Below are 14042 nucleotides of genomic sequence, written 5' to 3'. Positions count from 1 at the left end.
AAAAAGCGCAGCCTGTTGATTGGCTGCGCTTTTGCTGTGGAAGGAATGAGCATGGGTTACTCGGGAACGATCCAATCTACTTTCCAGTGCCCAGTTGCTGGAGCGATGGCTTGTTGGAGAAAAGGAAGAATCTCTTTCATTTGGCTTTCCAACTTCCACGGTGGATTGATGACAATCATACCTGAAGCGGTCATGCCTCGCTCGTTGGTATCTGCCGAGACGCCCAGCTCGATTTGTAGGATCTTACGAATGCCAAGCGCTTCTAATCCTTCAATCATGTCTTCAATATCACAGCGATTGACCACTGGGTACCAAATTGCGTATATGCCTGTTGCCCAGCGTTTGTGGCTTTGATAGATCGCTTGAACGACGTCGCGATATTCTTTTGCTAGCTCGTAAGGTGGGTCGATTAACACTAACCCACGGCGTTCTTGAGGTGGCAAGCTGGCTTTAAGGCGTTTGAATCCGTCTTCTTTATAAATATTGACTTGGCGATCATGCTCGAACTCTTGTTCTAAAAGTGGGTGATCGGCTGGGTGCAATTCGGTCAGTACCATGCGGTCTTGAGAACGGATTTGTGCTCTTGCGACACGAGGGGAACCTGGGTAATAACGCAGCCTTTCACCGTTATTTAAGGTTTTTATCGACTCAATGTAACTGGTTATGTCGGCAGGAAGATCTTGGCTATCCCAAATCCGAGCGATACCTTGTTTGTACTCGCCTGTTTTTTCAGACCATTCATGAGTCAGATCGTAGCGGCCCACGCCTGAGTGGGTATCGTGATAGACAAATGGCTTATCCTTTTGCTTAAGTGCATCAAGGATCAGGCTTTGAACGATATGTTTGACCACGTCGGCATGGTTACCAGCGTGGAAGCTGTGACGATAACTTAACAAATTAAACTCTCGAAACACTCTTTTACTGAGTGTAGTCTGGGGTTTCAGATACAATAACTCCGAGCATTATATACCCAACTGCGCTTCAGTTGCAGGACCTAACTAGGATTCTGTTAGAAGTCACAATTTTACTATTGAAATTGCGCTCAATCATCCCTATTTATACCCAAGTAACCTCAAGATACTGTGTTCAGCGAGTGACCTTAGCTCTCAAGCATCTTGAAGTCATTTGGGTATATTATTAGTTATTATTTCCATCGTTATTATTTTTAGTTCAACCAAATGGTCGCTTCAGTGTGGCTTGGTTGAGGAGAAACGAGACTCAAGGACAGAGTAAGCGCTAGTGGTCACAAGGCCATCGCAGCATCGAGAAAGGAAATGGAAATCCCTCATTCATGTTGTTGGCTTACCTGTTGATTGGGTTCGCCTATTTTAGGCCGACATACAGAGCCAAAACAAAAAAGGAATGTTTCATGTCTAATCCACTTCTTACGTTTACGGATTTACCTCCATTTTCACACATTAAACCTGAGCATATTAAGCCAGCAATGGAGCAAGTGATTGCGGATTGCCGAGCGAAGATCGATGAAGTCTTGCAAGACAACGCTATGCCAACTTGGGCGAATGTGGTTGCTCCTATCGAACAAACCGACGATCGCTTAAGCCGAGTTTGGTCGCCAATCAGTCATATGAACTCGGTGGTCAACAGTGAAGCTTTACGCGAGGCGTATGAGAGCTGTCTGCCTATTCTTTCTGAATACAGCACTTGGGTTGGGCAGCACAAAGGTTTGTATGAAGCGTATAAATCGATCAAAGCCAGTGAGGCGTTTGCCACGTTGACCCAAGCGCAACAAAAAACCATTACGGATTCTTTGCGTGACTTTGAGTTATCAGGTATTGGTTTGCCATCGGATGAGCAGCACCGTTATGGTGAAATCAGCAAGCGCATGTCGGAGCTGAGCTCAACGTTCTCCAATAATGTGTTAGATGCCACAATGGGTTGGACGAAACATATTACTGATGCACAAGAGTTAGCTGGAATGCCAGAGTCGGCATTAGCCGCAGCAAAGGCTGCCGCAGAAGCCAAAGAGCTAGAAGGTTATTTGATTACTTTAGATATCCCTTCTTATTTGCCAGTGATGACTTATTGCGACAACCAAGCACTGCGTCAAGAGGTGTATCAAGCGTACGTCACTCGTGCTTCAGATCGTGGACCAAATGCTGGCAAGTGGGACAACACTGAAATCATTGCAGAGCAGTTGAAGTTACGCCATGAAATTGCGCGCCTGCTGGGTTTCAATACTTACAGTGAAAAATCACTATCGACTAAAATGGCTGAAAGCCCTGCACAAGTGCTTGGTTTCCTTAACGACTTGGCGACTAAGGCCAAACCGCAAGGTGAACGTGAAATCGAAGCATTACGCCAGTTTACTGAGAGTGAGTTCGGTGTGAGTGAACTGAACGTGTGGGATATTGCTTACTACAGTGAGAAACAGAAGCAGCATTTGTTCCAGATCTCTGATGAAGAGTTACGTCCTTATTTCCCAGAGTCCAAAGCGATCAGCGGTTTGTTTGAGGTCTTACACCGTGTGTTTGGTATGACGGTCACCGAGCGCGAAGGGGTGGACACTTGGCACGACTCAGTACGCTTCTTTGACATCTTTGATGGCCAGGGCACGTTGCGTGGTAGCTTCTATTTAGATCTCTACGCTCGTGAACATAAACGCGGCGGAGCTTGGATGGATGATTGTCGTGGTCGACGCGTCACCTTATCTGGCGAACTACAAACGCCAGTGGCATACCTCACATGTAATTTTAATCGTCCAGTGGGCGACAAACCTGCGCTGTTCACACATGATGAAGTCGTGACTTTGTTCCACGAGTTTGGTCATGGTATTCATCACATGTTGACACAAGTCGATACGGGTGCCGTTTCCGGTATTAATGGTGTGCCTTGGGATGCGGTCGAACTACCAAGTCAATTCCTAGAAAACTGGTGTTGGGAAGAGGACGCATTGGCGTTTATCTCCGGTCACTACGAAACGGGTGAACCTTTACCGAAAGCCATGCTTGATAAGATGTTAGCTGCGAAAAACTTCCAATCTGCGATGGGTATTTTGCGCCAACTTGAGTTTGGTTTGTTTGATTTCACCTTGCATACTGACTACGACCCAGAACTGGGCGCTCAGGTGCTGGAAACATTAGCTAGCGTGAAAGAAAAAGTCGCGGTAGTGCCTGCGGTCGAGTGGGCGCGATTCTCACACAGCTTTGGTCATATCTTTGCTGGTGGCTACAGCGCCGGTTACTACAGCTATCTTTGGGCAGAAGTGCTGTCTTCGGATGCGTTCTCGCGTTTTGAGGAAGAGGGGATCTTTAACCCTGAAACAGGACAAAGCTTCCTTAACCACATCCTAGAGATGGGGGGCAGTGAGGAACCAATGGCCTTGTTTAAGCGCTTCCGTGGCCGTGAGCCAGAAATTGATGCCTTATTACGCCACTCTGGGATTGCGGCATAACAGAGTCAACGGTTTAATAGGTTCAAAGGGCAGCAAATAGGCTGCCCTTTATTTAACTGATTAATGTGCTGAAATTACGGGTTTACGTTGCGATTGATCGGGTTTTGCAGTGAAATGAGCGTTTCCGTTGATTGCACCTCATCGATGGCTTGCAGCTTATCGATCAAGACAAATTGCAACTCTTCAATCGACTTACACATCAGTTTAACGAAGATGTTATATGCCCCAGTGGTATAGTAAGCCTCCACCACTTCATCCAGTGCGTTCAACTTTTCTAATGCAGAGTGATAATCGCGTGCAGCATTCAAGTTGATGCCAATAAAACAGCATACATCGTAGCCAAGCTTCTTGGTGTTGATAATTACTTCTGTCCTTTCAATGATACCCGCTGCTTTCATTTTCTCGATACGAACGTGAATAGTGGCAGGACTGACTTCAAATTGCTTGGCCATTTCTGCATAAGGTTTACGAGCATCTGCCATTAAGGTCTTTAGGATCGCACGGTCGAGATCATCGATTTTAGGCTGAGTGGTATTCATATAAGGTGCTTATTTTATTGAGAGGTAAGGTGTATTTTATACACATCCTTAGGTTTGCGTACAGGATTCAACCGCGATAACCGTTCACCTTATTAGCTAATCGGACGATGGTGACTGGCATCTCAGGGTGCTTTAGGTATACACTCAGCGCCAGATATATCGACCATATTGGAGTCCCCCTTTTGCAACTGCAATTGATTTGTGAAGACCTTTCTCAACAGTCTCATCTGGATGAACTTGCTGCACGTTGGCAGCTTGCTCACTCGGATGACAGCAATTTTGCTTTAGTACTTACCTCAGAGCGCTTGGAACTGCGCAAAGTGGATGAACCAAAGTTAGGGGCTATTTTTGTTGATTTGATTGGCGGTGCGGTGGCGCATCGACGCAAGTTTGGTGGTGGAAAGGGGCAAGCCATCGCCAAAGCAGCAGGCCTGAATAAGGGAGTGATACCAACGGTATTAGATGGTACTGCGGGGCTAGGAAGGGATGCGTTTGTATTGGCTTCTTTGGGTTGCCATGTGCAGATGGTGGAGCGCCACCCAGTGGTCGCTGCTTTGCTTGATGACGGTTTAGCACGCGCCAAACAAGATCCCGAGATTGGTGCCTGGGTCAGTGAACGAATGAAACTTGTGCATGCATCAAGTCATGATGCTTTGCAGAAGCTGGCGCAAGATAAGGACTTTATTCAGCCAGATGTTGTGTATCTTGATCCTATGTATCCTCATCCAGAAAACAAAAAAAAGTCGGCGTTAGTCAAAAAAGAGATGCGTGTCTTCCAGTTCTTAGTTGGGGCTGATCCAGACGCTGATGACTTATTGGCTCCGGCTTTAGCCTTGGCAAGTAAGCGAGTGGTTGTTAAACGCCCTGATTATGCCAACTGGCTCAATGAGCAAAAGCCTAGCATGGCGATTGAAACCAAGAAGAATCGTTTTGATGTGTATGTGAAAGCCGCAATGGGCGAGTCGATTCACACAGCGTAATATTGTTAATAGGTCGAGAGTTACCACACTAAGCAGAGCACGAAACTATCGTGCTCTGCTTGTTTTGAAGAGATGAAAATCAGATCTAAAGGCTTGCTTTAGATAACAATAATCAACAACAAAGTGAGTTTATTGCTGATTGAATTGCTTTTCGACGTGAGGCTTTACCCATGTTTCGTTGACCCAAAGTGAGACAAGAATAATCAACCCACCGATTGTCAGGCGTTGAATGTCGACATCTCGATTCCAAATAACGATATTAACGATCAAGCCGGCAGGTATTAACGCGTTATTCATGACGGCTAGAGCACCCGTGTTGACCATCGTTGCCCCTTTGTTCCACATAAAGAATCCAACTCCTGACGCGACGACACCAAGGTAAACCAAAATACCCCATTGTGTGATGGTAGTCGGTAGTTTATCTGGGTTCCCCATCAGAGCAAAAGCAAGCGTAGCAACACATAAGGCACCCAAAAAGAAATAACCAAATACGCTGTGCTGTGGTAAATCAATCGCCTCGGTTTCTAAGATGTATTTGTAGCCAACTTGACCTATCGCAAAGCACAGATTCGCTGCTTGAACGACCAAAAAACCCAATAAAAAGTTTTCATTGATACCCGCAAATTTAATCCATGCAGCTCCTGAGACTGCAATAGCAGCAGTGATAAGGTAGAGCGGAGAGAAGCGTCGTTTTAAAAAATCATAAATAAGTGTGACGTACAAGGGTGTAAAGACCGTAAACAGTAACACCTCTGGTACCGAGAGCAGGGTAAAGGACTGGTAATAAAAGCAGTACATTAAACCCAGCTGAAAGCCGCCAACTAACATAAGCTTCGCAATCAGTGAGCGACTGACGCCGCGAAATTTCATGAAGGGCAGAAACACTAAGCTGGCTAGCGCGACACGCATTAAAACTGAGAACCAAGCATCAACCTGACCAGCAAGATAAACACCAATCAGGCTAAAGGAAAATGCCCATACTAGGGTCATTGAATAGAGATAACTCATTGATTATGTTCTTCTTAAGCATAAGTGAGAAGAAATTCTAACCAAGTTTTATCTTTCCGCCAATATTTACTTAGTCCCTTAGAGGTACAACCAGCATATCAACAGGAGAACAGTTGATTAATTGGCGCGTTGAAGAAAGGATCTTACTCCAAAAATCCTGATGGTGACCACAAACGACCAAGTCAATGTTATATTTTTGAATAGTCTCACACAGCTCTTCACTTAGATCGCCACTGCCGACTAAGGTATGAGTAATCGGATAGTCAGCGTACTCTTCGAAATTGGCAAGCTGGGTTCGAGAAGCTTCCATGGCTTGATGTTGTGCTTCTGCCATGTTGATATCGACGAGGCCAGTGTAGCTTTCAGCATAATTCACATCAATGTGGATAAAAGAAACCTTAGCACTCAATGGTTTAGCTAGTGATGTGGCTTTTTTTATCAATATTTTGCTCTCGTCAGATAAATCAACAGCAACAAGTATATGTTGGTAAGTCATATTGTTTCTCCTAATAGGTTTTCTTACTTTAGATTAGCACTAAGTGTTGGATAATTTTGCAGAAGTGATCTCATCTAAAACAAACTTGGTAAAAGCTCTTGAGTAATTAATCGTGTTATAGTGGCGTTAAATGCATGCATATAAATAGGAGTTAACATGCTGTCTCAGACTATGGTTGAACAATTGAATGAGCAAATTAACCTAGAATTTTTTTCATCCAATCTATACTTACAGATGAGTGCTTGGTGTGAAGATAAGGGTTTTGATGGTGCTGCTGAATTTTTACGTGCTCATGCTGTAGAGGAAATGGAGCACATGCAACGCCTTTTTACCTACGTAAGCGAAACTGGCGCATTACCGATCCTAGGTGCAATTAAAGCACCGAAGCATGATTTTGCAAGTCTTGGTGATGTTTTTCGTGAAACTTACGAACACGAGCGCATGATTACAGAGCAAATCAATAAATTGGCTCATGGTGCTTTTACAAGCCAAGATTACTCAACGTTTAACTTTCTTCAGTGGTACGTCGCTGAGCAGCACGAAGAAGAGAAGTTGTTTAAAGGTATTTTAGATAAGATAGAGCTGGTTGGTGAAGATGGTAAAGCCTTGTTCTTCATTGATAAAGACCTAGCTCAAATGGCAAAAGAAGGTTCATCTTCCATTATGGGTGCTCCAGCTGCATAGATGCGTACCCTGCGCAATAAGCAGCGGGTAAAAGTCGCAACGGTCGTCTTTTTCTCTTGAGCATAAGTGAAGATGTAGGGAGGAAAAGATGATCAGTGGTGATACTATCTTGATGGCACTCATGGCCGTGACAGCGGTGAACATGGCTCGCTATTTTACCGCACTTCGCTCTTTGATTTACATTATGCGAGAGGCACACCCTTTACTCTATCAACAAGTTGATGGTAATGGCTTTTTTACTACTCACGGCAATGTAACCAAGCAAGTCCGGTTATTTCATTACATCAAAAGTAAAGAATATCATCATCATCATGATGAGATCTTTACTGGTAAATGTGAGCGGGTGCGTGGGTTATTCATTTTTTCGGCTGCATTGCTTGGCGTTACCTTGCTTGCCGCTTTTATCCTTTGACCAAGTCGATTTGCGCCGCTGATTTAAGCGCTTTTCCCAGTCACGATTTATCGGTAGAATGAACAAGTAAAAAGCAAGGATGTGCACCACGCACATCCTTTTTTATTTTTTCAGGTTTTGCACAAAGCCAACCAAATAAGTAATTGAGCGTTACCAATGAGTAAGAAATTTGATGTTGTTGTAATTGGCGCAGGTGCTGCGGGTTTGATGTGTGCGGCGGAAGCTGGCAAACGTGGACGTAGCGTACTGGTACTTGATCATGCCAAAAAACCAGGGCGTAAAATCCTTATTTCAGGTGGTGGCCGTTGTAACTTCACTAACTACGATGTTGAAGCAAACCATTACTTATGCCAAAACCCACATTTCGTAAAGTCCGCTTTGTCTCAATACACCAACTGGGATTTTATCTCTTTGGTGAGCAAGCACGGTATCGAATTTGAAGAGCGTGGCCACGGACAGCTGTTCTGTGTTGATGCGTTTACCGCGAAAGACATCGTTAAGATGCTCCTAGCAGAGTGCGACATGCCAAATATCCAACAGCGTTATCAATGTGATGTCCATTCGATTGAGAAAACCGACGTGGGCTTCCGTCTGCATGCAGGTACTGAACCGATTGAATGTGACTCTTTGGTGATAGCAACAGGTGGTCTGTCAATGCCGAAATTGGGAGCCACGCCATTTGGCTATAAAGTGGCCGAGCAGTTTGATATTCCGGTGATTACCACAACAGCAGGTCTGGTGCCATTCACTCTGCATAAAGAAGACAAAGAAGACTTTGCTGAGCTTTCTGGTATCGCGATTCCCACTGAGATTACAGCTCAAGACGGGACCATGTTCAAAGAGGCTTTATTGTTTACTCATCGTGGTTTATCTGGCCCATCGGTACTGCAAATCTCTTCATTCTGGAAAGCAGGGCAAAAAGTATCAATTAACCTCGTGCCGAATGACGATGTGATGCAATTGCTCGAACGCAGCCGAGAAAAGCATCCTAATCAAAGCCTAAAAAATACCTTAGCCAAAGTGTTGCCAAAGCGTCTGGTTGAAGTGTTGATAGAGCGCAAAGAACTGGCGGATAAACCGCTTAAACAGCTTAATCCAAAAGAGCTTAGCACCATTGTTGAGCGCTTAGAGAACTGGATCGTCGCGCCAAATGGCACCGAAGGTTATCGTACTGCTGAAGTCACGTTAGGCGGCGTGGATACTGATCACTTGTCATCAAAAACAATGGAATGCAAGAACATCAAAGGTTTGTACTTTATCGGTGAAGTGATGGATGTCACTGGCTGGTTAGGTGGCTACAATTTCCAATGGTGTTGGTCGAGCGGCTTTGTTGCGGGGCAGCGAGTGTAAGTAATCATGCTATCGGGCTCGATAATAGGATGTTGCCCGATAGCGGAAGATTTATTGCGATGTGGTCGTCTTCGCTGAGTTTTTGCTTGGTCTCCATTGTTGGATAACCAGACCGAAGATAATCAGAACCAGCCCAATGAGCGTCGCTGGATGAATTGTCTCACCTATGATGGTCGCCAGCAAAATAAGCGAAATAAACGGTGAAGCAAAAATAAGATTACTGATACGGGCGGTATTTTGTGTCAGTTTGAGGGCAGAGAGCCACAAAACAAACGTAATGCCCATTTCGAATAACCCCACATAGGTGACCGCCGCCCAGCCCTTAAAGGTGATGTGCTGCCAATTGGCCCCTTCGTAGAGACTAATGGCAATAGCAAATGGAATCGCGACCAAAAAACCAAGCAATACGCCGACCACAGGATCTGCGGTATTTTTGGTGTTGAGAATCCAATAGCTGGCCCAGAGTAACGTCGATAACAGGGCCAAACCCACCCCCAGAGGACTTTCAAACGTCATGCCCAAAACATCCCCTTCGGTGGCAATGACAATCACGCCCAAGTAACTGAATACACAAGCAACCCAATCTCTTGCTCGAATTTTTTGCCCTAAGAAGATCGCCGCCATAAGGGTTAAGGTAATGGCCCAACTGTAATTGATCGCTTGGGCTTGGGAAGCAGGCAGCAACGAGTAAGCTTTAAATAAGATCAGGTAGTAAGCCAGTGGGTTGACCAAACCAAGCAGTAAATAATAGTAAGGTTTGGCGCGGAAAGTCTTACCTAATAAATGCAGTTTTTTTTGTATGCCGCATACGATAACAAGGGCGAAAGCGGACACAATGCTCGCGATGGTGAGCATTTGAATGGGGCTAAACTCGGCTAACGTCAGTTTAAAAGCAGTAGCCACAGTCGACCAAAGTAATACTGCGGAAAGTCCAAAAATAAGAGCGCGTTGCTCGTTCATAGTGCCTCTGTGTCGTAGTGGCTAATTATCGTGTGTTGAGAGTGTATTCGAGGACTTGGTTTTGATTAAGCAAAAAGTGCGCTTATCATTCAATGTTTTTTGGCCAGCTTGCTCTGATAGGACGCTATTATCTTTGACTTCCACGCCTGATTGCTGCTGGCGGCGCAATTGACGCAGCAGATAGAGTGCCTTATGACACGCATCACTGTAGCTTAATCCTTGTGGGCGAATGTTCGAAATGCAATTTCTTTGAGCATCAGTTGTGCCAGATTTGGCCTGCCAAGTCAGGTAAAGCCCCATGCTATCAGGAGAGCTTAATCCTGGCCGCTCACCAATTAATACTAAGACAATATCCGCTTGCAGTGCATCACAGACATCATCGCCTACGGCAACTCGGCCTTGGCGAACGATATTGAGTGGTGCGCATGCCCAGTTGAATATGGGGTCTTTATGCAGCTCATGGCTCAGGCGTTGTAAAAAAGGTGTGGCATGTTCAGCAATGGCCGTTGCAGAAAGCCCGTCCGCAATGACGACAGCTAGATTGATACGGGATGAAACTTGTTGTGAATACTGGGCTAAGCGTTGATATGCTGGGGGTGATAACTGCTTACCAAGGTCGGGGCGTTGTAGATAAGTCATACGATCTTGAGCTTGGCTGTCTAACAAGAAAATCTGCTCGGAGAAAAGGGCATCGATCTTGCGGTTATTGCTCAGCTTTCTACTCAGTAACACGCTATCCAGTTGACTATGTACGGCATCGTTCGCTTGCGCATGGTCTAGCTGAAAGGTGAGTAATTCTTGGGTAGGTAAACTGGTTCCGCTACGGCCGATAGCGATACGTGCTGCGGTCATTTCACGCAAAGGCAGCCAAGGGTTCTCAATCACAATGTGATTCATGGAGTGCGGTTTTTTTGCTTGCATCAGTAGGTTCTCTTTAATAGCTTGGTTCAAGCAACTGGGCCCAACGAGGGTCAAGGTGACGAGGTAAATGACTCCCTTGTCGATGCTCAAAGATACGCATTTCTTTCAGCCAAGACTCAAACTCAGGAGCAGGCTGCAGATTAAGGACTTTTCTCGCGTACAAAGCATCATGAAAAGAGGTGGTTTGATAATTAAGCATAATGTCATCGGAGCCGGGGATCCCCATAATAAAAGAACACTCAGCGACTGCCAGTAAGGTCAGTAAATTGTCCATGTCATTTTGATCAGCAAAAGCATGGTTCGTGTAGCAGATATCACAGCCCATGGGTAACCCAAGTAGCTTTGCGCAGAAGTGATCTTCCAACCCTGCTCGGATGATTTGTTTGCCGTCATACAGATACTCAGGGCCAATAAATCCGACGACCGTATTGACCAAAAGAGGCGAAAATTGTTTGGCAACCGCGTATGCTCGAGCTTCGCAGGTCTGCTGATCAACATGATGATTGGCATTGGCAGAGAGAGAAGTGCCTTGACCTGTCTCGAAATACATTACATTGTTGCCGATCGTGCCGCGATTGAGGGATAAAGCGGCTTGTTGTGCCTCTTTTAATAGAGCAAGGTCAATACCAAAAGCGCGATTGGTCCCCTCCGTGCCGCCAATCGATTGAAAAACCAGATCGACGGGCGCGCCTCTTTCGATCGTTTGGATGGTATTGGTTACGTGAGTGAGCACACAAGATTGGGTTGGGATGCGATAATGTTGGATAACCTCATCGAGCATGTTGAGTAGGTCGATTACTTGGGCAAGGTTATCGGTAGCAGGATTAATACCAATCACCGCATCACCACTTCCGTACATCAATCCGTCAAAAATACTGGCAGCGATACCACTGATGTCGTCGGTGGGATGATTGGGCTGCAGTCGAGTAGACATCCGATTAGGCAAACCGATAGTATTACGAAATGCGGTGATCACTTGACACTTTTTGGCGACCAAAATCAAATCTTGATTGCGCATGATTTTACAAACCGCAGCCGCCATTTCTGGTGTGATGCCATCTCGAACTAGCGCTAACTGGGAACCATCGACATGATCGCTGAGTAACCAATCTCGAAAATCACCCACAGTAAAATGTGCAATAGGAGCAAAGGCCACAGGATCATGGTTGTCAATAATTAAGCGAGTGACTTCATCGAGTTCATATGGAATGACGGATTCGGTCAGAAACGTCTGCAGTGGTAGATCGGCAAGTGTCATCTGAGCGACCACACGTTCTGTAGCTGAATCTGCCGCTAATCCCGCTAAACGATCCCCTGAACGTTCTGGTGTCGCCTTAGCCATTAACTCCGCGAGAGAATGAAATAAGTAAACTTGGTTTCCTTGTTGTCGACGAAATGTGTGTGTCATGTGCGTTCCTGCCAGTAAACGTGTCGACTATCTACTGTAGAGTATAATGATGGTGTTTTTTAGTAAGTGACTGAAAATAATATTTTTATTACTTTTTTGTTTACTCTTTGACGCTGAATTAAAGTTCATGTAGAACCCTGAAAGGCAGGACGTATGGTTTACGTGAGCCAGTAAGCCACTTGTTAGTGAGGATTTTTAGCCAACAAACTGGACATTTATCCAGTGTGAAAATACCATTATTGGAGATAAAGACATATAGGCTAGTGGATTACTATGCAATGGATTCTTGAGCATCAATCTTTGATCCTCTCATCACTTTTTTCTGCAACAGTTAGCGGCATCGCCGTGGGTTGGTGGGTCAAACAACGCTTCATTACCCAAACTCAACTGCTGGAGCAGCAACTCAGCTCCGAAAAGCAGCTTCATCAACAACAGCTTGAACAAGTCAATCATAGCTTGGAGCAGGCACAACAAGAGTTGGATGACTTGGATGACGCACGAGATAAAGCGGCGTTTGATGTGAGGCAAACTCACGGAAAATTGATGGCTGCGATGGAAAAGCTGCGTTATTTCGAAGCGGTGAAACAAGAGCGCCAACAATATTTTGATGAATTGGGTCAAATGCGAGAGCATAAATCGCGTCTTGAAACGCAACTTCGTGAGCAGCAAGTGCGCCATGAACAGATCAACCAAGCCAATGCAGATAAATTACAGATCCTTGAGCAAGCTGAAGCTCGCTTAAAACAACAGTTTGAGCACTTAGCCAACCAATTATTCGAAGAAAAAACCGCCAAGGTTGATGTGCAAAATCGCCAAAGCTTAGAAGGGCTTTTATCGCCACTTAAAGAACAACTAGAAGGGTTTAAAAAGCAAGTTAATGATAGCTTTAGCCAAGAAGCGAAAGAGCGCCATACTCTCGTTCATGAATTGAAAAACTTACAGCGTTTGAATGAACAGATGACCCAAGAGGCAGTCAATTTGACTCAAGCGCTAAAAGGGGATAATAAACAGCAAGGTAACTGGGGCGAAGTTGTTTTAGCTCGCGTACTCGCTGAGTCAGGTCTGCGCGAAGGGCATGAATACCAAACACAAGTGAGCTTGCAAAATGAAGCAGGTAAACGTTACCAGCCTGATGTCATCGTTCATTTGCCACAAAATAAACAGGTTGTTGTCGACTCTAAAATGACCCTAGTGGCCTACGAGCGCTATTTCAATGCTGATAATGATCGGCAACGTCAACACGCGCTTAATGATCATTTGGCAGCTTTACGTTCCCATATCAAAGGATTGAGTCTAAAAGACTATCATCAGCTTAAAGGTATTCAGAGCCTTGATTATGTGTTGATGTTTATCCCTGTGGAGCCCGCTTTTCAAGTTGCGATTCAAGCCGATCCTAGTTTGATCAAAGAAGCGATGGAGCAAAATATTATTTTGGTCAGTCCAACCACATTGCTGGTGGCATTACGTACAATTGATAATTTATGGCGTAACGAGCGCCAGAATGAAAACGCGCAATTGATCGCTGAACGTGCAGCGAAACTGTATGATAAGCTGCGCTTATTTGTTGATGACATGGAAGGGCTAGGAGGAGCTTTGGATAAAGCTAACCAGAGCTACCAAGGGGCGATGAACAAATTAGCTACAGGACGTGGCAATGTGATCCGCCAAGCCGAAAGCTTCAAGCAGTTAGGGGTTGAGGTAAAACGCCCGATTTCTCCTCATCTGAGTCAACTGGCACAAAGTGAGCCATTTTCGGAAAATGCTTCTTTAGTAGAAAGACATCCGGGTGAGGATAAAGTAAACTAATCACCCGCAGTGTCGTGGGCGTAGAATAAATGTGAGTCAGCGTCCCATGTGATGTCAGTGCTGCTA

Annotated in this window: 13 protein-coding genes; 6 read left to right on the top strand and 7 right to left on the bottom strand. The window is 45.2% G+C overall.

What is annotated here, in order from left to right; genetic code table 11:
- Positions 1-56: 56 nt before the first annotated feature.
- A complete protein-coding gene (locus VSA01S_RS10135) occupies positions 57-896 on the bottom strand; it encodes a 23S rRNA (adenine(2030)-N(6))-methyltransferase RlmJ (RefSeq protein ID WP_039980449.1) in 840 nt (279 codons plus the stop codon).
- 473 nt (positions 897-1369) lie between these two features.
- Between VSA01S_RS10135 and prlC the strand changes: the two genes are divergently transcribed.
- The gene (gene prlC, locus VSA01S_RS10130; protein WP_039980362.1) at positions 1370-3412 is read left to right on the top strand and encodes an oligopeptidase A; all 2043 of its coding nucleotides are present in this window, start codon (positions 1370-1372) and stop codon (positions 3410-3412) included.
- A gap of 74 nt (positions 3413-3486) precedes the next feature.
- On the opposite strand, the gene asnC is transcribed toward prlC, so the two are convergent.
- Positions 3487-3951 carry a transcriptional regulator AsnC gene (gene asnC, locus VSA01S_RS10125; RefSeq protein WP_021710927.1) on the bottom strand — a complete coding sequence of 155 codons (465 nt, stop codon included), beginning with the start codon at positions 3949-3951 and terminating at the stop codon, positions 3487-3489.
- A 182-nt stretch (positions 3952-4133) separates the two neighbouring features.
- Between asnC and VSA01S_RS10120 the strand changes: the two genes are divergently transcribed.
- The gene (locus VSA01S_RS10120; protein ID WP_039980365.1) at positions 4134-4931 is read left to right on the top strand and encodes a class I SAM-dependent methyltransferase; all 798 of its coding nucleotides are present in this window, start codon (positions 4134-4136) and stop codon (positions 4929-4931) included.
- A gap of 129 nt (positions 4932-5060) precedes the next feature.
- On the opposite strand, the gene VSA01S_RS10115 is transcribed toward VSA01S_RS10120, so the two are convergent.
- Both VSA01S_RS10115 and uspA read right to left on the bottom strand, forming a co-directional pair.
- A complete protein-coding gene (locus VSA01S_RS10115; RefSeq protein ID WP_039980367.1) occupies positions 5061-5939 on the bottom strand; it encodes a carboxylate/amino acid/amine transporter in 879 nt (292 codons plus the stop codon).
- A 70-nt stretch (positions 5940-6009) separates the two neighbouring features.
- Positions 6010-6435, bottom strand: coding sequence for a universal stress protein UspA (gene uspA, locus VSA01S_RS10110; protein ID WP_039980368.1), 426 nt, complete (start codon positions 6433-6435; stop codon positions 6010-6012).
- A gap of 156 nt (positions 6436-6591) precedes the next feature.
- Here uspA and ftnA point away from each other — a divergent pair, with 156 nt between their 5' ends.
- The 3 genes from ftnA (at position 6592) to VSA01S_RS10095 (ending at position 8881) form a co-directional block, all read left to right on the top strand.
- The gene (gene ftnA / locus VSA01S_RS10105; RefSeq protein ID WP_039980370.1) at positions 6592-7119 is read left to right on the top strand and encodes a non-heme ferritin; all 528 of its coding nucleotides are present in this window, start codon (positions 6592-6594) and stop codon (positions 7117-7119) included.
- 88 nt (positions 7120-7207) lie between these two features.
- Positions 7208-7531 carry a universal stress protein UspB gene (gene uspB / locus VSA01S_RS10100; protein ID WP_039980371.1) on the top strand — a complete coding sequence of 108 codons (324 nt, stop codon included), beginning with the start codon at positions 7208-7210 and terminating at the stop codon, positions 7529-7531.
- 156 nt (positions 7532-7687) lie between these two features.
- Complete coding sequence (locus VSA01S_RS10095; RefSeq protein ID WP_039980372.1) at positions 7688-8881, top strand: BaiN/RdsA family NAD(P)/FAD-dependent oxidoreductase; 1194 nt, start codon at positions 7688-7690, stop codon at positions 8879-8881.
- 51 nt (positions 8882-8932) lie between these two features.
- Here VSA01S_RS10095 and VSA01S_RS10090 read toward each other — a convergent pair whose 3' ends face one another.
- The 3 genes from VSA01S_RS10090 to VSA01S_RS10080 are packed head-to-tail and all read right to left on the bottom strand — an operon-like array spanning position 8933 to position 12170.
- Positions 8933-9841: a DMT family transporter gene (locus VSA01S_RS10090; RefSeq protein WP_039980373.1), complete on the bottom strand. Its 909-nt coding sequence runs from the start codon at positions 9839-9841 to the stop codon at positions 8933-8935.
- A 21-nt stretch (positions 9842-9862) separates the two neighbouring features.
- A complete protein-coding gene (gene eutC / locus VSA01S_RS10085; RefSeq protein WP_039980374.1) occupies positions 9863-10762 on the bottom strand; it encodes an ethanolamine ammonia-lyase subunit EutC in 900 nt (299 codons plus the stop codon).
- A gap of 13 nt (positions 10763-10775) precedes the next feature.
- Positions 10776-12170: an ethanolamine ammonia-lyase subunit EutB gene (locus VSA01S_RS10080; protein WP_039980376.1), complete on the bottom strand. Its 1395-nt coding sequence runs from the start codon at positions 12168-12170 to the stop codon at positions 10776-10778.
- A 273-nt stretch (positions 12171-12443) separates the two neighbouring features.
- On the opposite strand from VSA01S_RS10080, the gene rmuC reads away from it, so the two are divergent.
- Positions 12444-13976: a DNA recombination protein RmuC gene (gene rmuC, locus VSA01S_RS10075; RefSeq protein WP_039980377.1), complete on the top strand. Its 1533-nt coding sequence runs from the start codon at positions 12444-12446 to the stop codon at positions 13974-13976.
- Positions 13977-14042: the final 66 nt, after the last annotated feature.

The organism is Vibrio sagamiensis NBRC 104589 (assembly GCF_007990935.1).
Lineage (GTDB): Bacteria > Pseudomonadota > Gammaproteobacteria > Enterobacterales > Vibrionaceae > Vibrio > Vibrio sagamiensis.
This window is presented reverse-complemented; position numbering and strand designations above follow the sequence as displayed.